The following is a 19,415-nucleotide window of genomic DNA, read 5'->3' on the forward strand; positions in this document are numbered from 1 at the left end:
GCATCGTCTCTCCAGAGCCACCAGTGCAGGTCGCCAAACCCGGCTGCCGTTGGTGCAGCAGCGGAAGGGATTATAGCGATGGGGCCAGCGCCAAAAGTTGGATTCTTGATTCGCAGGCAGCGACGGTCGTAAGGTCACGCTCCACCCTCAAACAGCGGCGCTTCACCCTCGAAGAGTGGAACGCGAGGGTCAAACACTGGTGTTTCACTGTTTGAGGGTCGAACGTCAGTGTCAAACAGTGGAATTCGACCCTTTGAGGGTCGCGTTTGAGCCTCAAACACTCGAACTTCACTGTCTGAGGGTCACGTTCCACCGTCTGAAGGTCGAGCGTTAGTGTCAGAGCGTCGAATTCGACAGTCCGAGGCTCGCGCTTCACGCTCCAACATTCGAGCGGCCTGAGCGGGCTTGCTCACCCCATGTGCGGGCGCTTTCCGTCAAAAGTTGTGTACAGCATTGCGATACGCCGCAGCGGTAGCCAACCTCACCGCGTTGTGCCAATCGGCATGACGTTGATATCCGCATTAGAAGGAACGCAATGTCTCAGAACTTGATCTCGTTTCAACCCAGCGCCACCGACCTGACCGCCATTGACGGTGCGCTCAAGACACTGGAAGAAAAGCTCGCGGGCCTGATTGGCTTGTCAGTCGAGCAGCGCAGCACGCTCATGAAGATGGGCGACAAGTCCGAAGCGTTTTGCCGCCAGGCAGTGGAACTGCTGAGCAACAACCCCGGCGTGCTTCCTGCCAATTTCAACCTGCAGGAAATGCGACGTGACTTGGTGGGCTTTGACACCCTGCGCCCTCGCCTCGCCCGCCTGGAGAAGTTGTTGGAACGGATGCAGGATTCGCAACTGGCGATAGGCAGTGACCTGATGACGGCCGCGCTGGAGGGTTACACGTACCTGAAGGTTGCGGGTAAGGGCGAAGGGTTGGAATCCGCGCGACGGACGTTGTCGGCGCGGTTTAGCCGGGGGCCACGGAAGAAGGTAGAAGAGGTGGCCGGGGAGTGAGGTGAGGGGCTGCTGATGGTGGCCTAGATTTGGAAAAGCCCGCGATGCTGAGAGGCTCGTGGGCTTTTTGTTGGGCGTTGTATGTGAAACTCTGGCCGCGACTTGATGGGCGAACGTCGACCGAATAACGACAATAAATCCGGGGGGCTAAACGCCCGCTCAAGACAAGCTTCGTCGGATGAGGTCGGTAACACTTATCGATGCAACACCAGCAGTCCTCGACCGGTCGCTAATAGCCGAGCGTGGTACTTGCCGCGAAGCGATCCATCACTCGTTTGTAGCGAACGGTCTAGGCCGGCTAAGCCATTCCGCCAGTTCTGGTCGAGCGCTTCAGCGGATACCCGTCCTCATTAATGTCCGGTTGAAACGGCAACTCTTGGTTACTACGATACGAAAGCGCTCCTTGGGGAGTGCTGGGCTATTCGCGAAGTTATTGCTGTCTTCTACTAGGGAAACTGGGGGCGAGAATGGCGTACTACAAAAATGGAAACTATCTGGCGCAGCAATATGGAGCGGAATTTGATGTTTTGCATGCGCCGGGCGCGTTGACCCCACACTCGGGAATCTATCGATGTGAGGGCTGTGGTGGCAGTGCAGTATCGACTCTCGGGAATGCACTGCCGCCGCAAAATCACCATCAACATCAATACGGTCAAGGGCCAGTTCAATGGCGCCTCGTTGTCAAAGCGCACTGGCGTTGATATTGACCGTGAATATCTCGCTGCATGACCGGGAGCAGCGCAACCAGCGTTCTTTCTGTTGAGCAGTGCTGTCGATGATGTGGCAGGCACGACCGCCCGTGCCCCTGCTCAAGGGGCACGGGCTTTAGCGGTTACCGTTTTCTATTTATCAATTGCGAGAGGCCAGAAGCAGGCAGTCCGCTCCATTGACCGGTGTCTCCATCGACCCCTAAGACTGCTGCTCACCTACTCAAAGCGGGCCCTATCACGTCTAGCGTCTATGCAAAACCAACAAGCTAGGGCGTAACTAGCTCTGCAAGTTTGGCCGCGACGTTCGCCATAGAATCCTCTGCAGTGCTCAGTCCGCTTCTTGATCCGAGCAGGGGGCTCACATCACGTAGAGCTTCATACGTCGTTCCATGCACGATGGGAACGAGCAGATCCCTGGCCAAGAGGGCGGAAAGCTCTTTATCAGCGATACCCTCTCCGCGGACGCGGCTCAACAGCGCTGGGGTTACCAGGACAATCCCAACTCGCGACTTCGCTAATCCCTTATCGATTTCGCGTAGCAGCGGCGTACCTAGAGCAACGTCCTTTTCGCTGAACCAAACCGAGACACCAAGCGACTCAAGCAGATCATGCAGCTCCTTGGCGGCACCTTTCCGGTCATCCCATGCATGACAGAGAAAAACGTCCCGTAGATCAGGCAGGGTTGCTCGTTTCTCGAAGTTTTCGCGTACAGGCGTCAGCGTGCGCACTTCGGCCGGCGTGTAGACCACTGACGAACTCCCTCGCGACCATCGCGGCCTTACGTTTCCGCTCGACCCGCCAGCGCTGCTCCGGCCGCTTCCGCCAGTCCCCGCCGACGAGTAGGGGGAGGAGTACGGCGAGGGCGAATATGAATATGACCGGTAGCCGCTATAGCGGCCACCACATGCGGGGCAATCTGCTGCCGCAGCTGCAGAGCGATGGCCGCGTACCGGTGCTGTGCATCTAGCCATGTCGTTATCCTTTTTCAAGTAGAGAGGTAAACCAACATTGGTAGCGAGAATCCATCCGACTGTTCATTTCGGAGCAGTCTAGCTTTGTAGAGAATGGCTCGAAATGACGAAAGTCACGCCGACATTCATCCTTCGATAGCTGTCCTTAACTGCTGCATCAGCAATGCAACTCATTCATACGCTTACGGATGTAGTTCAAGTTATCCCGCCACGGCGACATCTGCTGCGTAGTCACAGACAGCCGCAAAATCCCATCTCGATCCGCCTTAAGCCGCGCGCATTCCGCGTTAACACTGCTGACCTGCTGCTGAACCGCAACCGCCTCAGCCGCCAAGTCCCGATCCCGCTGCGCCATCCGCTGATCCCACTGCCGCGCAAGCTGCTCTTCCGCGCGCTTCGCCGCTGCCGCAGCCTCTTCCATCTCACGCTGACGAGCATTGCCCGGCCCCTCGGTGGGCGCATTGCCGACGAGCGCACGCATCGCCTGCCCGCACGGCGCTTCCGTGTAGACCGTCTGTCCGTTGATCACGCATTTGTTGACGCCGGCCGGAGGCATGGTGGCCCGCACTGCAGGTTGCTGCACCGGGGCCATGGGTTGGCGCTGTGGCGGCGCCGTGATGGGGGCCGGCTGTGTTGAAGCGGCCTGCTGGCTCGGCACGGCTGCGCCGTTACCAGCGAGCCGCAATTGCTTCGCGGCGATGTAGACGACCAGAAGAACGGCCACCCAAACCATCAAGGAAACGATCCAGTGCACGCCTTGCTTGGCGCCCTGGGGTGGCTTGCCATACCAGCGGGCGTATTCCTTCTGCCAGTCGGGATTGCGCAGCTGCGGCGCTCGACGGTCTCTGAACCAATCGCGATCTTGTACTCCCACGACCCTCACCCCTTTCTATGGCGGCTTGTTTGCTATTTGCTGGAACCGCGCCGGACATAATCCGCTGGCCGGATATATGTGGTGCTCCTGCTTACGGCGAGCACCTACGCTACAACGAATTTATCCGGCGCGAAATGCCACAAATTGGGGTATCGACCCACGCCTTGCCAAGGCTCAAAAATACATAACGCCTTGCATCTGGCGAACGCCCTCCCCCGGCTATTCGCCTGCTTTGATATTTCTCTTTGATTTTTAAGGGGAAAGCGCCGAGTACCTATGCGACGAGAACCGCGAGCCTCCCCGCTGGCGTTAGTCTGGTCGTAAATCAAATGGGTTAGGCAGCTTGTGACTGTGCGTAGAACTCAGGCCTTCGCTCGCCCGACCTTGGCCCTCAGCCCAGCATCGAAAAACGAAAGACACCGTGCTCTGCGGGAATGGTGGCCTGCGCGAGCGGAGCGGCCAATGGCATTCCGTCCGCGCTATTGGTAAAGAGGACGAATCCGTTCCGCGACGACAGCGACACCATGGCGAATGCGCGGTACCCGGGGTTGTTTCCCCAATGCCAGAGGTAGGCGTCGTGGTTGGTCGTCTCGATGCCCCATCCGTATCCCCATGTCAGGCCCAATGCAGGGTCAACGGCGATGGGCTTGGCGAGGGTCAGCTCCAGCAAGGCGGTGTCGGCCAGCAGTGCCGAGAGGAGCTTCGCGTAGTCCTCCGCCGTGGTGTAGAGCGACGCAGCCGCGTTGGCCTCGCTGAACACCAACTGCGAGCGTGAACTGCCGTTCACCAGGCGCTCCCGAATGTTGTCGGTCAGATGCAGTGCGGAATGCCGCATGCCGATCGGCTGGAAAACAGACTTCGACACGCAGGTTTCATACGCCTCGCCAGTGACGGCACTGATGACTGCCTGCAAGAGCACATAGCCCTCGCCCGAGTATTGCCACCGCGTGCCCGGCTCAAACGCAGGAACGAGCTTGCCGCTTGTCCAGTTTGGTAGACCCGAGCTGTGATTCAGCAGTGTCGCTACAGGAATCTGCGCCAATGTGCTCGCAGGGACGAGGTCGACCAGGGCGGCCTTTTGGGGGTTAAAGGGGTGCAGACGGTGTTTGTAGCCATCCGGCAGGTAGCGCGAAACCGGCGCCTGCAAATCGAGCCGCCCCTCGCGCACCAGATTCAGCGCAACAAACGCGGTCACGGGCTTGGTCAGAGAGGCTGCTTGATATACAGCTCCAGGCTGAAGGGGGGGCTCTTGCGAGCAACTTGACACCACCGTGGCGGCGCTGGGTTTCCCAGCCGCGAGGATGGCGTAGCTTGCCGCGCAAACGCGGAGCCGACGAGCGAGAGCGGGAAAGGGTTCGCCGCCGAACTTGGAAAGGTCGGTTGCGCAAGACGCCAGGAACGGCGCCAGCGCCCCGGCGGCAATGAATGCTCGACGTGCAATTGCCATCTATCTATCGCCTTCTCGTTGATCGTTGATCGTTGCCCGTTGCCCGCCTATCTAACCCACGCCACGCCGGCAACAAAAAAACCCGCGACGCTCAACGCTTCGCGGGTTTTTTGGGGCATCGCTCATCAAACGCTGCCAGTAACTTGGTGGACCGAAGGAGGATCGAACTCCCGACCTCCGCATTGCGAACGCGGCGCTCTCCCAGCTGAGCTATCGGCCCGTGGAAAATGAGTCTACCCGAACTCCCCGGGCGCTTTCAATCGGGGGTTTAACCCGCGTTTTCCATGCCCGGATTGCCTTGCATGCCCACAATGCGCGGCGTGTTCAGCGGCCTTGCGGTCACTTCGCGCTGGTCGCGCAGCCAGTCGGCCAGCACGTCCCACACGGGGCGCCCGCCCGCCTTGCGGGCTTCGGGCGACACGGCGGCCCAGCCGGCCACTTTGTAGCGGCGGTCGGCGTCGATAGGCTTGCCGTCACCCGGCCCCAGGCGCATGTCGGTAATGCGCTGGCCCATGGGCTTCTTCGGGTCGATGGTGTAGCGCAGGCCGCCGGTGCGCACCATGTCGCCGCCCTGCTGGTAGTACGGGTCTGGGTTGAACAGGTTGTCGGCCACGTCTTCCAGCACGGTCTTGATGGTGGCACCCGTCATCTCGGTGAGCGTGGTGGCCGGGTAGGTGATGGCGGTCTGGGCCATCAGCGCTTCCATGGTCAGGGCCTCGCCGGGCAGCAGCGTGGTGCCCCAGCGGAAGCCGGGCGAGAAGGCAATCTCGGCGCCCTGCGCGTGCATCAGGCCATCAACGATGAGTTGGTCGAACGTGCCGTTGAAGTTGCCGCGCCGGTACAGCAGCCCGCGGTTCGTGGCGAGCGTTTCGCCCAGCTTGTCTTGGTACGGCGCGCGCACGCGGTCAATCAGCGCCGTCATGGCCGGGTCGGCCGGCAGGAGGTCGGCAAACACGGGCAGCAGCGTATAGCGGATGTCGCGCACGGTGCCGCCGCGCACATCCAGATCGAGCACGCCGACAAACTTGCCGTTGGCGCCGGCGTTGGTCACGAGCGTCACCCCGCCCGGGTTGCTGACCTTGACGGGCGCGGGCACGGCGTCGTGCGTATGCCCGCCCAGGATGGCGTCCAACCCGCGCACGCGCGAGGCGAGCTTGAGGTCGACATCCATGCCGTTGTGCGACAGCAGCACGACCACCTTGGCGCCCTTGCCGCGCGCCTCGTCAATCATCTTCTGCAGCCGTTCTTCCTGGATGCCGAAGGTCCAGTCGGGCGTGAAATCGGCCGGGTGCGCGATCGGTGTGTACGGAAACGCCTGCCCGATGATGGCCACCGGCACGTCGTTCAGCTCGCGCAGCACGTACGGGTCGAACACCGGATCACCAAAGTCGGCGGTCTGGATGTTCTGCGCGACAAAGGCGACCTTGTTCTTGAAGTCGTGATCGACCACGTGGCGTACGCGGTCTGCGCCGTAGGTCATCTCCCAGTGCGGGGTCATGACGTCCACGCCCAGCGCAAGGGCTGCGTCGACCATGTCCTGGCCGTTAGTCCACAGCGCGGTGGCGGAGCCCTGCCACGTGTCGCCGCCGTCCAGCAGCAGCGCATTCGGGCGGGTGGCGCGCAGCCGCTTGATGAGCGTGGCCAGATGCGCAAATCCGCCCATGCGGCCGTAGCGGCGGGCGGCCTCGGCAAAGTCGAGCGCGGTGAAGGCGTGCGCGGCGCGCGAGCCCGGCGCAATGCCGTAACGCTTGAGCAGCGCGTGCCCGACCAGATGCGGCGGTTGCCCGGCCCATTGCGCTACGCCCAGGTTGACGCTGGGCTCGCGGTATTCGATGGGCAGCAACTGCGCGTGGCAATCGGTGAAGTGCAGCAGGTGGACGTTGCCGAAGCGCGGCACGTCATAGCTGAACGTATCGGCGTGCGCGTCGGTCAAGCGCAGGCCGGCGGCTGCGGCAATCGCCAGGGCTTGAACGAATTCGCGACGGTTCATTGTTTGGAGCTGTGTGCGTAGCGTGCCAAGTCGGCCACGTCGTCTTCCAGCATCTCGCCGACTTCCTTGCGCACCACGCGGCCCTTGGCGTCGAGCACGAGCAGTTCGGGCAGGCCCTTGCGCGGGCCGGTGGCGGCGCACAGCGCGTCGGTTTCCATCGCTACGGGGAAGGTGAAGCCGCGCTTGGCGACGTAGTCCTTCGCGAGCTGCGGGTTGGCATCGATGCTGATGGTGAGGATGCGCAGGTCAGTGCCGCGGGTGGCGTCGTAGAGCTTTTGCAGACGCGGGTTCTGCAGCGCGCAGAACGGGCACCACGACGCCCACGTGGCGATGATGACGGGGTGCCCGCGCCATGCATCGCCCGGCACGCGCGTGCCGTCGAGCAACTGCACGTCGGGCAGCGCCACCACATCGCCCACTTCGACGGCCTGCGCATGATTGGCAAACTGCGTGGCGGCAAACACCATCGCCGCTGCCGCCCACATCAGGAACCGTCGAAGCGTACGCATGGCGTTATCGGCTTACTGGTTCACGGGCGAGGCCGGATCGAACAACAGCGCCATCACATCGCGGATCTGCTGCTCGGTGAGGATGCCCTTGTGCCCAAAGCGCGGCATGTTGGAGCACGCCGCATACGCGTTGGAGTTGTAGATCTTGCCCCACGTGTAGCGCAGGATCGCCTCGGAATTGCCGCGCAGCTTGCCGTACTGGTACAGCGAGGGGCCGATGGTGCCGTACGACACTTCGTCTTTCGAGAGGCGGTGGCAGGCGTAGCAGTTGGCGCCGTTTGCGCCGCCGGCCGGGTCGGAGAACTGCATGCCGCGGCCGCTCTGCGCGGTCTTCTCGCCTTCCTTCCAGTCGCCCAACCAGGTGTTGTCAGCCGGGTAGTGGATGGTCTTGAATTGCGCGTCTTCCAGTTTCTTGGCAACCGCGGCGGGCACGGCGTTGCGGTCGGCAAATTGGCTGCAGACCTTCTGCACGTCGTCGCGCTCGGTCACGCCTTCCACGGTGGCGGGGCCCTTGGAGACAAAGCTCTCCTGGATGACCTTGGCGAGTGCCGCGTCGGCCTTGGCTTCGGGCTTGGGCGGGGTGACGGCCTTGGCGGCGGCGTCGGCTGCGTGCGCGGTGCCGGCGGCCAGCGCTACTGTGAGCGCCATCAGAACGATGGGGGTCAGTCGGGTCATGCGTGGCCTCATCGTGTCATCGTTTGATGGACGGCGCGTCCATCTTGCCGCCGTTGGCGTTGCGGGCGAGGAACATCTCCAGCGCGGTAATCACCTCGCTGCCGTAGAGCGGTTCCGGAAAGCGCTGCTGCCGCAGGCAGTCATACAGGCGGTGCTGCATCGTGCGTACCTCGCCCTGCGAGACGCGATAACCCGGCCACGTGGAATACGCAAAGCGCGCGCCGTCGGCGGTCAGCAAGTCAGGCAGCTCCTGCAGGCGGATGCGCAAGCCCGGCTGGGCATGGCACGTGGCGCAGGCAAAGTCATACGCGCCGCCGCGGTAGAAGAACATGCGGCGGCCGAGTTCGTACACGCGCTTTTCTTCGGGGTGGGCGAGCGGAATGTCGATGGCCGCGCCGCGCGATTCCGAAGCCACGTACGCCATCAGCCGTTCAATGTCCGACGCCTTGCCGGGCGACGAGAACGGGCGGGCCGATGCCTCTTCCTTGGTCAGACCCTGCAGCGTCATGCGGCAATGCATGAGGCGCTGTTCGGCGTCCATCACGCGGCCGGTGTCTTTGAAGTAGCGCGGCAGCTTGGCGTAGGCGCCCTTCACGACGCCGGGGCCAAGGCCCAGGTCGCATGCTTCAAGCGAGGCCTGCTTGGGGCCGGCGGGCTTCTTCCAGAGTTCTTCTCCGGCGGCTTCCCAGAGTTCAGCCGGGTTGCCGTCGGCCAGCATCTCGCGGTACTGCGCGATGCCGGCGGCGGTGCTGTCCTTGGCGTCCTGCGCGGATGCCATGACGGCGCTGCCGGCAACCCACGCCGCAGCCAGCACCATCGTCCATGTCTTGTGTTTCACGGTCCCCTCCGTGGGTCGCCTACGGTTTGATATAGGCGAAACCTTCTTCCTGCTGCAAGCGGGTGATTTCCACCACACCGGCCGGCACCACCTTGGCTTCGAGCAGCAGCTTGTCTTCCGGCACCTTGAAGGCCATCAGCGAGTTGTGGCACACGCGAAACTCCACGCCCATGCTGGCCAGCGCCGCCACCGGTGCATCAAACGGGCGGCCCTGCGCATCCTTGGCGCCTTCAACGAGGAAGTCGATGCCGTGGCCCAGCGCCACCACCACGATCTTCGTGCCGGGTGCGCCGTTCAGGTGGTTGCGCAGGTTGCCGATGGCTCGCACGGCCTGGTCGATGCCTTCGCTCAACTGGTAGACCACCTTGTAGCGGGCACCGGCGCCGCCCGCGCGCGGGGCGTTCTGGGCAGCGGCCTTGCCGGCCACACCCAAGGCCGCCAGCGCGGCGGTCACACGAAAGAAGCTGCGTCGCATGTGGGCCTCCGGGGGCTTACTGAATAGACGTTTCGTCGGTGCGCTTGTCGCCGTGGTTGTCGACCCACGTGACCGTCACCTTGTCGCCCTTGGCGCCGCCCTTGAACTTGAAATTGAGGAACGGATCTTTCGACACGGCCGGGCCGAACTGCGCGTCGAGCACCGTCTTGCCGCTGTGCTGCACCGTCACGTTGGTGATGTGCCAGGCGGGCACGACCTTGCCGGACGCGTCTTTGCGCTGGCCGGTTTCCATGTCGTGCTTCATCAGGATCTTCACGTCGGTGGTGCCGCCGTTTTCCATTGCGCGAATGCGCATCGGGTCTGCCATGGTGTGTTCTCCTGATGTTTAACCGCCGCAGCCACCCAGGGTGACCTTCACTTCCTTGCTCGCCAGCACCCATTTGCCGTTGGCGCGCACGGCGGCGTAGACCGTTGACGTCTCGCCCATCTTCACGCGCGTGCTGACAAACGGGTCGGTGCCGGCCGGAATGGCGAACGTGGCGGCCAGCGTGTTCGGGTTCTTTTCGACCAGGATGGCGATGAGGTCGGTGCCCGGCAGCGTGCTCGTCACGACCAGCGGCACCACGGCGCCGTTCTCGGCAATGTCCGGTGCGGTGAGCTGGATGCCGGCGCCGCCCTTGTCGACCGCGCCGCCGCCCAGTTGCTTGAGCACGTCGTTCACGCCCTTCACGGCAAAGGCGGCCTTGTTCCATTCGGCCGCCTGGGCCGGCGTGGCAATGCCGGCAGACACCAGCAGCGCCATCATGGCGCCGGCGCGCAGCACGTCACGGCGGCTCAGGTTGATTGCGTCGTTCATCGTCCGTTCCTCACTTGGCCGGGGCGCCTGCGAGCACCCAGTCGATCACGGTTTTCAGATCGGCATCGGCAATCTTCGGATTGGCCGGCATCGGGATCTGGCCCCAGTTGCCCATGCCGCCCTCGCGCACCTTCTTGATGAGCTTGGCTTGTGCGCCGGCATCGCCCTTGTACTTGGCGGCAACGTCCTGGTAGGCCGGGCCGACGAGCTTGCGGTCGACGGCGTGGCAGCCCATGCAGGCGTTCTGGTTGGCGATGGACAAGGCGCGGGCAGCATCAACGGCGGCCAGCGCGGGCGTGGCGGACAGCGCCAGGCCGGCCAGCACCGCCGCAGCGGCGAGCGTGGGGGCGAACTTCATGTGGTCTCCAGAAGACGAGGCTGCCCGCATGCGTGTGCGGGCGAAATGGCGGGAATCGGACCCGGTATTGTGCCCGAAACGGGCCAAATCCTATGTCGCCCGCAAATGTCGCCAGCAAAGCAAAACGCCCGGTACCTTTCGGCCCGGGCGCTTGTTTTGGGGATGCGGCGATCAGGCCATCGCGCGCCGCGCGGCCAGCCGGCCGCCAAACACGTTGAGCAGCAACCCGGCCATCACCACCGCGCCGCCCAGCCATTGGGCGGCCACCAGGCGCTCGCCCAGCAGCACGGCCGCCGATACCAGCCCCACCACCGGCACCAGCAGCGTGAGCGGCGCAACCTGGCTGGCCGCGTAGCGCGCCAGCAGGCGGCTCCACAGGCTGTAGCCGAAGATGGTGGCGCCAAAGGACAGGTAGACGATCGCGCCGATGCTCGACGCGCTGATGTTCGCCAGGCTATGCGCGATCTGCTCCGGCCCCTCAAGCCAGTACGACAGCAGGAAGAACGGAACCGGCGGAATGACGGCGCCCCACACCACCAGGCTGACCACATTCACCGGCCCGACGCGCTTGGTGACGATGTTGCCGCTGGCCCACGAAAACGCCGCGCACAGCGTCAGCAAGAAACCGGCGGTGGTCATGCCCGTGACCGAGCCGCCGCCCGCCATGCCGATGACGGCCAGCCCGCCCGCGGCCACCGCCATGCCGGCCAGGTGGAACCAGCGGATCGGCTCGCGCAGCACGATGGCGGCAATCGTCAGCGTAAAGAAGGCCTGCGACTGCAGCACCAGCGAGGCCAGCCCCGCCGGCATGCCCACGTACATGGCCGAGAACAGGAACGCGAACTGCCCGAAGCTGATGGTGGCGCCGTAAGCCACCAGCCACTTGAGCGCGATCTTGGGGCGCGGCACGAACAGCACGGCCGGGAAGGCGACCAGCGCAAAGCGCAGCGCACCCAGCAGCATGGGCGGCACGCCGTGCAGGCCCACCTTGATGACGACAAAGTTGACGCCCCACACCAGCACAACGGTCAGGGCCAGCAGCAGATCCTTGGGAGACATGATGATCGGAAGGTTCGGACGGCCGCCCGTGCGGCCACATGACGCACTGTAGGCGCCGGCCGCTTAGGCGACTTGCACAATCTTGCGCATTGTTTGTGCCGGGCGCCTCGGCCTTGCCTTGCTTAGCCCAGCATGTCCGACCAGATGGCGCGGCTCCAGCCTTGCGCCAGCTTGCCCTCGGCGGCCGAAGGTGCATCGGAAAGCCCACCGGCGCCGGGCACCGTCACCATGGTGTGCTCGGCCGCGTCGTAGCGGTGGACAGTTGCCACGTGCATCGCCTCGTCGGGCGTGGCAAAGCTGTAGCAGGTGTTGGTGTACAGCGGCGATGCGTCGGGCGCATGGCCGGCGAGCATCGCCACCACGGCGGCGGCGGCCACCTTGCCGTGCTGGTTGGCCATGTGGCCGGACTTGGGCATCAGCGGCGCGGTCTGGATGGCATCGCCAATCACATGCACGCCCGGCGCCACCTTCGATTCAAACGACAGGAAATCCACTTCGCACCAGCGCCCATTGGCCGTCGCCAGGCCGGCCTGCACGGCAATCGCTCCGGCGCGCTGCGGCGGGATCAGGTTGACGACATCGGCCTGCACGTCGTCCTGCACATCGAACTTGAGCACGCGGCCCTTGGCATCGATGTCGACGGCGTTGTATTGCGGGCGATATTCGATGTGCTGCGGATAGCGCTCGGCCCAGACGCGCTTGAATAGCGCGCCCTTGGAGGTGACGTCGTCGTTGGCATCGAGGATGAGCACGCGCGCATCCGGCTTGCCGCGCTGCAGCCAGTTGGCGATCAGGCACGCACGCTCGTACGGCGCGGGCGGGCAGCGGTATGGCGCGAGCGGAATGCTGATCGCCACCGTGCCGCCGTTGGGCATGGCTTCGAGCCGATGGCGCAGCGCCAGCGTCTGCGTGCCGGCTTTCCAGGCGTGCGGCGCTTGCGCGGCGGTGGCTGCATTGGCGAGACCCGGGATGGCTCCCGGGACGAAGTCGATGCCGGGCGAGAGGATCAGTCGGTCGTAATCGAGCGTGCCGCCGCCGGCCAAGCGCACCTGTTTGGCGTCGGCATCGATGGCCGAGGCACGGTCGCGCACCCAGCGCACGCCGTGGCGCTCGACCAGTGCGTCATACGGCACGGTAATCGACGCCAGGTCACGGTCGCCCGACAGGACGAGGTTCGACAGCGGGCACGAGACGAACGCGGCGTTCGGCTCGACCAGCGTGACATCGACACGGCCACCGGAAAACACGCGCACGTACTTGGCCGCCGTTGCGCCGCCATAGCCGCCGCCCACGACCACCACGCGTGCATTGCGTACGCCCGACAGCGATGCACACGCGGCCAGCGGCCCGGCCAGCGCGGTTGCCCCGAGCGCGCGCAAGAGAGCGCGCCGATCCTTGCGCAGCCATTCGCTCATGGCGCCTCCTGGGGTTGGCGTGACAGCCAGCCGGCAATGGCGGCGCTCTGCGCATCGTCATAACCGCGGGCGATCTGGCCCATCACCGTGGAGGGGCGCGCGCCGCTGCGGAAGGCCTGCATTGCGTCGATCAACTCGGCCTGCGAGCGACCGGCCAGCGGCGGCAGCGTCTGCGCGACCAGCTTGGCGCCGGACGCGGTATCGGCGTGATGGCAGCTGGCGCACGTGGCAGCCCAGGTGCGGGCCTGCAGATTGGTGGCGGGAAGATCGGCCGCATGGGCCACAGTGGGCGCGGGGGCCGTCAGCAGCGCCGCAAGCGACGCTGCGGCGGCAAGGCGGTGGACGACGGGCATCGGGGGGCAGCGAAGTCGCGGAAGCGTCATACGCTAACACGCACGGCGCGCCGTGGGCCCGGTGATGCGCGCAGCCAACAAAAAACGCAGCGCGGTGGCTGCGTTTCTTGCGGTGCGATATTGCGGGTGGGATTTGGCCGAGGCCGCTTACGGCAGCTGCTTGCCCGGCGGCAGCGCGGGCGAGGTGGTGGGCGACACGGTCACGCCCGGCGAGGCCGAAGTGACGGGTGCCGGTGCCTGCGTGGCCGTCGGCGTACCCTGCGCACGCGTTGGCGTGCCTTGCGACGCGTCGGGCGCGGTCGACGGGTTGGTCGACGAGGCATTCGCGTCCAGGCGCTTGCGCTCGTCTTCGGTCACGTAGTCGAACACCTTCACGACCTTGTTGACGCCGCCCACGGTGCGCACGGCTTCGGTGGCCTTGTTGCCCTCGGCCTCGGTCACCACGCCGAGCAGGAAGACGGTCTGCGCTTCGGTCGTCACCTTGATGGAGTTCCAGGGCACGCCTTCCGTGCCGGCCAGCACGCTCTTCACCTTGGTGGTGATGTACGTGTCATTGGTGCGCGAGCCGAAGGTGCTCGACTCCGGCGTCACGACAATCTCGTTGACCACCTCGCGCGCGTTCTGCAGCTTCTGCGCGTACTGGCCGATCTCCTGCTTGGTCTGCTCGGTGCCGGCTTCGCCGGTCAGCAGGACCTTGCGGTTGTAGACCGTCACGTTGACGTGGGCACGGCCGTCGTAGCGCGAGATCAGCGTGTTCTCGGCTTCCATCTGCAGGCCGCGGTCGATGGTCTGGGTGGCGGTCGGGCGACGGTCGGTGGCAAGTGCCACGCCGCCGGCGACGGCGCCCGCAAACAGCGGGAAGCAGGCGGTCAACTGCGTTGCGGTGATGCCGGCCAGGGCGGCCAGCACGGCGGTGCGCGTGACCGTGCGACGGAAACGGGCAAACGTAGGCGACGAGAGTTTCATGCTGTCCTTGAATGAAGTGCAGAAGAAAGAAGAGCGAGGCTGATGCGGATTTACGCATCAACGCCGAAGGCATCGCGCATCCATTCGATACGCGCACCGTCGATGGCAATGACGTCAAAGCGGCAGGCCGGCACATCTTCAACCTGCCGCGCGAGAAAATCTTCGGCCGCGGCAATCAGGCGACGCTGCTTGGCGGGCGTGACACTCGCGGCCGCGCCACCGAAGCGCTGCGTGGAACGCGCCACGCGGGCACGCACCTCAACAAACACCAGCGCGCCGACCGCATCGCGCATCACCAGATCGATTTCACCGCCCTTGCAGCGATAATTGCGGCTGACCACGGCCAAGCCGCGCGCCTGCAAGTAGCGCAGCGCGCGGTCTTCACCGGCTTCACCGGTGGCGGCTGTGATGGGCTGCGGCGCATGCATTCGCGGTTTGAACCAAGTGACTGAGAGAAGTTCTCGTGAGTGATCCTGACTGGACCCTGCTGGCGCACGACCAGCACTATCCCGCCGGCGCATTATATGTGGTGGCTACCCCCATCGGGAACGCGGCCGACGTGTCGCTGCGGGCGCGCTACGTGCTGGGCATCGTCGACGCGGTGGCCTGTGAAGACACGCGCAATACCGGGCAACTGCTCAATCGGCTGGGGCTGTCGCGGCCGATGCTCGCGGCGCACGAGCACAACGAGCGCGAGGCAGCTGCGCGCATCGTCGCGCGGCTCGCGCAGGGCGAGCGCATCGCGTATGTGTCCGATGCGGGCACGCCGGGCGTGTCGGACCCGGGCTCGCGGATTGTGGAGGCGGTGCGTGCGGCGGGCCAGCGCGTGATCCCGCTGCCGGGCGCGAGCGCGGTGGTGACGGCGCTTTCTGCCGCCGGGGAATTGCTCGACACGTCTGGTGGGCAGTTCACCTTTGTCGGCTTCCTGCCGCCCAAGGCCGGGCAACGCGACGCGGCCATCCGCCAATGGGTCGCGCACGGGCCGGCGTGGGTTCTGTACGAGGCACCGCATCGCATCGAGGCCACGCTCGCTGCATTGGCGGAACACCTGCCGGCGCGACGCATCCTCATCGGCCGCGAGTTGACCAAGCTGTTCGAGGAGATCGTCGTGCTGCCCGCTGCGGACGCACCGGCGTGGCTTGCGGCCGATGCCTCGCATGGCAAGGGCGAATTCGTTCTGGTGGTGGAAGGCGCTGGCGCACAAGACGCGGCACCGAACGCGATGGCGGCGGACCAGGTCTTGCGTCTGCTGTTGGCTGAACTGCCCGCCAAGCGTGCGGCCAAGCTGGCCGGCGCGATTACGGGCGCTTCGGTGGACGCGCTGTATCAAAGCGCGCTGGCGTCGAAAAACGAAGGGAAGGACTGAGGCAGCAGGAAGGCGGCCGGATCAGCAGATCAACGGCGCTTGGCGCGACGCTTGGTCGCCTTCTTCTTGACCGGTGCGGGTTCATCGGCACCCACATCGGCATCGCCATCGTTGCTGGCGACATCGGTCTGCGTCAGCTCAGGGCGCAGCGCTTCAACTTCCGCGCGCGACAGTCGGCGGATTTCCACTTGCGTCGAACCGCGCTTGACGAAGTCGAGCCGCTTGGCTGCCGCATACGACATGTCGAGGATGCGCTTGCCGTAGTACGGGCCGCGATCCGTCACCTTGGCCACGACCACGCGGTCGTTGGACAGGTTGCGCACCAGCACCCAGCTTTGCAGCGGCAGCGACGGATGCGCCACCGTGAAGGCATTCATATCGAAGCGCTCGCCGCTGGCGGTGCGGCGGCCGTGGAAGCCGCGGCCGTACCACGAGGCGAGGCCGCGCTGCTCGAACGTGCCGAGGTCGGCGCGCAGGCCGGGGCTCGTATCGGTGCTCTCGTCGAGCTTGAGGCTGCTCGAATCGGGCACCCCGCGGAACGACAGCGTGCCCCAGGCATCGGGGTTGTCGCGCGGGTCGGCCACCTTCAACGCGGGTGCGGTGGGCTTGCTGGCCTGGAGGCCGGATTGCCCACCCGCGGGCGGTTCGCCGGGAACGGCGGCACAGCCCGCCAGCACCAGCAGCGCGGTGCCGTGCGTCAGCCAGGCACGCAGCGTGCGGCCGGCCGGAAGGCAGGAAATCGGATGGGTCAACTTGAGCATGGCCGCGAGTCTAACATGCATGCTCCGATCGTTTATTTACATTTCCTATTAAAACGATCACATCATGCTGTCATCTCACACCAATTTTGTAATATTTTCTTTCCGATGTAACAGCACACCCCGCGAGCCCAGTGCTGGCGCGGGCTCGGCCCGATACAATCGGGTTATCCCTGCCACGTGCAAATGCGCACCAAAGATCACATGAAAGTCGTTGTCGTCCCCGTTACGCCGTTTGAACAGAACTGCACGCTGCTGATTGGCGACGATGGCAGGGCCGCCGTGACCGACCCGGGCGGCGATATCGACCGCATCCTGGCCGCCGCCGAGCAGCACGGTGCCCGCATCGAAAAGATTCTGCTCACGCACGGCCACGTCGACCATTGCGCCGCCGCCGATGCCCTGCGCACGCAGCTTGGCGTGCCCATCGAAGGGCCACAGAAGGACGAGGCGTTCTGGATCGACCAGTTGCCGATGCAGAGCCAGCGCTTTGGATTTCCGCCGGCCAAGGCGTTCGTGCCGGATCGTTGGCTGGAAGACGGCGACACCGTGGAAGCCGCCGGCCGCACGCTGCAGGTATTCCACTGCCCGGGCCACACGCCCGGCCACGTGGTGTTCTTCAGCGCCGAAGACCGCGTCGCCATCGTCGGCGATGTGCTGTTTGCAGGGTCGATCGGCCGCACGGATTTCCCGCGCGGCAACCATGCCGACCTGATCAACGCCATCCGCACGAAGCTGTGGCCGCTGGGCGACGACGTCACGTTTGTGCCGGGCCATGGACCGATCTCGACCTTTGGCGATGAGCGTGCGAGCAACCCGTACGTCGCTGATCGCCTGTTTGCCAACGAAGGCTCGGCATGAGCGAAAACACCAACGACAGCGCCAACGACAGCGACGACACCTTCGCCGACACCGCGCCGGCCGCACCTGTCGCACCCGCTGACAAACCGCGCCGCAAGCGCGGCAACCAGCCGCCCGACACGCGGCCCGAAATCTACGTCAGCACCGACATCGAGGCCGACGGCCCCATCCCCGGGCCGCACTCGATGCTGAGCTTTGCCAGCGCGGCGTACCTGGCCGACAAGACGCTCGTCGGCACGTTTGAAGCCAACCTGGAAACGCTGCCGGGCGCGGAGGGCCATCCGGTCCAGATGCAATGGTGGAAGACGCAGCCCGAGGCGTGGGCCGCATGCCGCGCCAATCTTGAGGCGCCCGAGGTAGCCCTGCCGCGTTACGTGGAGTGGGTCGAGAGTCTGCCCGGCAAGCCGGTGTTCGTGGCGTTTCCGGCGGGCTTCGATTTCACGTTCATGTTCTGGTACATGATGCGCTTTGCCGGGCGCTCGCCGTTTGGCTGGGCGGCGCTCGACATCAAAACGCTGGCCTTTGCGCTCACAGGCATGCCGTATCGGCGCAACGTCAAAGCGGCCTTTCCCGAGCACTGGCACGACCCGCTGCCGCACACGCATATCGCGCTGGATGACGCGAAAGAACAAGGCGCCCTCTTCTGCAACATGCTCGCCGAGTTGCGCAAACGCGAAGGCGAACGCGCCGCCGCACAAGTGACCCAGCAATCTGCGCAGGATTGAGCGCCGGAGGCGTCACGCATTTCACGAAGACCCGCACGCGGTTTGCCTTTTGCCCGCGTGATGCGCGCACCATGCCGCAACGCAACTTGCGGGCTCGCAAACCCGCGTCTACGCTGGGCTTGTGCGAGCGACCAGACGACTGCGCCACCCGGCGCCGACAAGCAAAGCCACTCGCATACGCCATTTGCTTGCCGTATCGTTTTCGGGCCGCACGTGCCCCCGACGCCGGTGCGTGCCGGCGTCGGCTATCAGCCAACAACGGGAGGTACCGCGGTGCGATTTTCCCGTGACGCGTTTGACACGCAACACTTGCGAGCGATGACGGAGCGCTTGCATTGGCATCGCAAATCCTCTGCGAAAGCGGTTCCGCTGAGCATGCGTGCGCAACATCTGCAGCACTTGCAGCACACGCACAGCAGCGCGCACCACGACGCAGAAGTCATGAAAGTCGCCATGGTCTCGACCGCGGCGGCGCTGGCAGTGGTGCTTGCCGCCCTGCTGGCGGTTGGTTTCGGGTCAGAAATGGCCCGATGGATGGGCCTGGAATAAACCGGTGCCCTTGCGCGTCTTGACGGACGCAGCCCCGGCCCTCGCGCAAGGCGAGATAAGGCCACCCCTGAACGGCCTGTCCGATGGAAATCGGCAGGCCGTTCAACTTTGTGGGGCGCGGTGAATAACTTCAAGAACGCGTCGAGCGCTTCAGGCGTGCGGCCGATGATGGCGCGGCCGTTGCGCACGAGCACCGGGCGCTGCAGCAGCTTCGGGTGGGCCGCGATGGCCTTGAGCAGCGCGTCGTCCGACGCATCGGCCAGATTGAGCTGCGCGTATTCGTCTTCGTTTTCGCGGACCAGGCTGCGCAGCGGAGTGTCGAGTTGCGCTGCGAGCTGTTTGAGGTCGGCCAGCGTGGGTGGCGTGGTCAGGTATTCGATGACCTCGAGTTGTTCGCCGTTTTTTGCGACGAAGGATTGGGCTTGTTCGAGGGCCGTGCGGGATTTGGAGCAGCGGGGGTTGTGGTAGATCTGCATGGTTTTTGGGCTTTTGTGTTGGCTTGATGGGGTGTGTTGCAATCTTAAGGGGTGGGGGTTGGGTGGGGGTTTCGTTGTTGGTTGTGGGGGGATTCGTGCTTTTTTGTTTTTTGTGGTGCATCCCTTGTTTCATCCCCTGCCGGGGCTGACTCACTTTCTTTGGTCTTGCCCAAAGAAAGTAAGCAAAGAAATGCGCGCCCGAGATGGCGAAAGA

Annotated in this window: 22 protein-coding genes, 1 tRNA gene and 1 pseudogene; 5 read left to right on the forward strand and 19 right to left on the reverse strand. The window is 64.6% G+C overall.

The genetic code is table 11. The annotated features are described in order from the left end of the window. Nucleotides 1–535: 535 nt before the first annotated feature. Nucleotides 536–1,009, forward strand: coding sequence for a hypothetical protein (locus N511_RS0117695; RefSeq protein WP_027680502.1), 474 nt, complete (start codon nucleotides 536–538; stop codon nucleotides 1,007–1,009). A 976-nt stretch (nucleotides 1,010–1,985) separates the two neighbouring features. Here the strand turns inward: N511_RS0117695 and N511_RS25020 are convergent. From N511_RS25020 to N511_RS0117785, 17 genes are all read right to left on the reverse strand, one after another. Then, nucleotides 1,986–2,468 carry a toll/interleukin-1 receptor domain-containing protein gene (locus N511_RS25020; protein WP_231479642.1) on the reverse strand — a complete coding sequence of 161 codons (483 nt, stop codon included), beginning with the start codon at nucleotides 2,466–2,468 and terminating at the stop codon, nucleotides 1,986–1,988. Between the two features lie 379 nt (nucleotides 2,469–2,847). Next, on the reverse strand, nucleotides 2,848–3,564 hold the full coding sequence (locus N511_RS0117710) for a hypothetical protein (protein ID WP_027680503.1): 717 nt from the start codon (nucleotides 3,562–3,564) through the stop codon (nucleotides 2,848–2,850). 391 nt (nucleotides 3,565–3,955) lie between these two features. Then, nucleotides 3,956–5,011, reverse strand: coding sequence for a serine hydrolase domain-containing protein (locus N511_RS24360; RefSeq protein ID WP_081785394.1), 1,056 nt, complete (start codon nucleotides 5,009–5,011; stop codon nucleotides 3,956–3,958). Nucleotides 5,012–5,155: 144 nt separating this feature from the next. Beyond that, nucleotides 5,156–5,231 (reverse strand) — tRNA-Ala (locus N511_RS0117720). 48 nt (nucleotides 5,232–5,279) lie between these two features. After that, on the reverse strand, nucleotides 5,280–7,001 hold the full coding sequence (gene soxB / locus N511_RS0117725) for a thiosulfohydrolase SoxB (protein WP_027680504.1): 1,722 nt from the start codon (nucleotides 6,999–7,001) through the stop codon (nucleotides 5,280–5,282). Next, a complete protein-coding gene (locus tag N511_RS0117730) occupies nucleotides 6,998–7,510 on the reverse strand; it encodes a TlpA disulfide reductase family protein (protein ID WP_027680505.1) in 513 nt (170 codons plus the stop codon). Before N511_RS0117730 ends, soxB begins: the two co-directional genes overlap by 4 nt. 12 nt (nucleotides 7,511–7,522) lie before the next feature. Beyond that, on the reverse strand, nucleotides 7,523–8,185 hold the full coding sequence (soxX, locus tag N511_RS0117735) for a sulfur oxidation c-type cytochrome SoxX (protein ID WP_027680506.1): 663 nt from the start codon (nucleotides 8,183–8,185) through the stop codon (nucleotides 7,523–7,525). Nucleotides 8,186–8,201: 16 nt separating this feature from the next. Next, the gene (soxA, locus tag N511_RS0117740; RefSeq protein ID WP_027680507.1) at nucleotides 8,202–9,002 is read right to left on the reverse strand and encodes a sulfur oxidation c-type cytochrome SoxA; all 801 of its coding nucleotides are present in this window, start codon (nucleotides 9,000–9,002) and stop codon (nucleotides 8,202–8,204) included. A 40-nt stretch (nucleotides 9,003–9,042) separates the two neighbouring features. After that, nucleotides 9,043–9,498 carry a DsrE family protein gene (locus tag N511_RS0117745; protein WP_004628735.1) on the reverse strand — a complete coding sequence of 152 codons (456 nt, stop codon included), beginning with the start codon at nucleotides 9,496–9,498 and terminating at the stop codon, nucleotides 9,043–9,045. Between the two features lie 16 nt (nucleotides 9,499–9,514). Further along, a complete protein-coding gene (gene soxZ, locus N511_RS0117750; RefSeq protein ID WP_004628733.1) occupies nucleotides 9,515–9,826 on the reverse strand; it encodes a thiosulfate oxidation carrier complex protein SoxZ in 312 nt (103 codons plus the stop codon). A gap of 18 nt (nucleotides 9,827–9,844) precedes the next feature. Next, nucleotides 9,845–10,315, reverse strand: coding sequence for a thiosulfate oxidation carrier protein SoxY (soxY, locus tag N511_RS0117755; RefSeq protein WP_037027121.1), 471 nt, complete (start codon nucleotides 10,313–10,315; stop codon nucleotides 9,845–9,847). A gap of 10 nt (nucleotides 10,316–10,325) precedes the next feature. Next, a complete protein-coding gene (locus N511_RS0117760) occupies nucleotides 10,326–10,673 on the reverse strand; it encodes a c-type cytochrome (RefSeq protein WP_012436693.1) in 348 nt (115 codons plus the stop codon). Nucleotides 10,674–10,844: 171 nt separating this feature from the next. After that, on the reverse strand, nucleotides 10,845–11,732 hold the full coding sequence (locus N511_RS0117765) for an EamA family transporter (protein ID WP_027680509.1): 888 nt from the start codon (nucleotides 11,730–11,732) through the stop codon (nucleotides 10,845–10,847). A gap of 122 nt (nucleotides 11,733–11,854) precedes the next feature. Then, nucleotides 11,855–13,147 (reverse strand): NAD(P)/FAD-dependent oxidoreductase, encoded by a 1,293-nt coding sequence (locus N511_RS0117770; protein WP_027680510.1) that lies wholly within the window; start codon nucleotides 13,145–13,147, stop codon nucleotides 11,855–11,857. Further along, on the reverse strand, nucleotides 13,144–13,500 hold the full coding sequence (locus tag N511_RS0117775; protein WP_027680511.1) for a c-type cytochrome: 357 nt from the start codon (nucleotides 13,498–13,500) through the stop codon (nucleotides 13,144–13,146). Before N511_RS0117775 ends, N511_RS0117770 begins: the two co-directional genes overlap by 4 nt. A 147-nt stretch (nucleotides 13,501–13,647) precedes the next feature. Continuing rightward, complete coding sequence (locus N511_RS0117780) at nucleotides 13,648–14,466, reverse strand: BON domain-containing protein (protein WP_027680512.1); 819 nt, start codon at nucleotides 14,464–14,466, stop codon at nucleotides 13,648–13,650. Nucleotides 14,467–14,516: 50 nt separating this feature from the next. Beyond that, nucleotides 14,517–14,894 carry a YraN family protein gene (locus tag N511_RS0117785; protein WP_027680513.1) on the reverse strand — a complete coding sequence of 126 codons (378 nt, stop codon included), beginning with the start codon at nucleotides 14,892–14,894 and terminating at the stop codon, nucleotides 14,517–14,519. Between the two features lie 35 nt (nucleotides 14,895–14,929). Between N511_RS0117785 and rsmI the strand changes: the two genes are divergently transcribed. After that, a complete protein-coding gene (rsmI, locus tag N511_RS0117790; protein WP_027680514.1) occupies nucleotides 14,930–15,832 on the forward strand; it encodes a 16S rRNA (cytidine(1402)-2'-O)-methyltransferase in 903 nt (300 codons plus the stop codon). A 29-nt stretch (nucleotides 15,833–15,861) separates the two neighbouring features. Here the strand turns inward: rsmI and N511_RS0117795 are convergent, their stop codons facing one another. Further along, entirely contained in the window at nucleotides 15,862–16,593 is a 732-nt protein-coding gene (locus N511_RS0117795) for a septal ring lytic transglycosylase RlpA family protein (protein ID WP_027680515.1), read from the reverse strand. Nucleotides 16,594–16,794: 201 nt separating this feature from the next. On the opposite strand from N511_RS0117795, the gene N511_RS0117800 reads away from it, so the two are divergent. The 3 genes from N511_RS0117800 to N511_RS25640 all read left to right on the forward strand — a co-directional run bounded on the left by N511_RS0117800 (nucleotide 16,795) and on the right by N511_RS25640 (nucleotide 18,725). Next, entirely contained in the window at nucleotides 16,795–17,451 is a 657-nt protein-coding gene (locus N511_RS0117800; RefSeq protein WP_027680516.1) for an MBL fold metallo-hydrolase, read from the forward strand. Next, nucleotides 17,448–18,176 (forward strand): exonuclease, encoded by a 729-nt coding sequence (locus tag N511_RS0117805; protein ID WP_027680517.1) that lies wholly within the window; start codon nucleotides 17,448–17,450, stop codon nucleotides 18,174–18,176. Before N511_RS0117800 ends, N511_RS0117805 begins: the two co-directional genes overlap by 4 nt. Before the next feature lie 273 nt (nucleotides 18,177–18,449). Then, on the forward strand, nucleotides 18,450–18,725 hold the full coding sequence (locus N511_RS25640) for a hypothetical protein (RefSeq protein WP_027680518.1): 276 nt from the start codon (nucleotides 18,450–18,452) through the stop codon (nucleotides 18,723–18,725). Between the two features lie 128 nt (nucleotides 18,726–18,853). Here the strand turns inward: N511_RS25640 and arsC are convergent. After that, nucleotides 18,854–19,201: pseudogene (arsC, locus tag N511_RS25025) on the reverse strand (arsenate reductase (glutaredoxin)); the annotation flags it as partial. Nucleotides 19,202–19,415 lie beyond the last annotated feature (214 nt).

It is taken from the genome of Ralstonia sp. UNC404CL21Col, assembly GCF_000620465.1.
GTDB classification, from domain to species: domain Bacteria; phylum Pseudomonadota; class Gammaproteobacteria; order Burkholderiales; family Burkholderiaceae; genus Ralstonia; species Ralstonia flatus.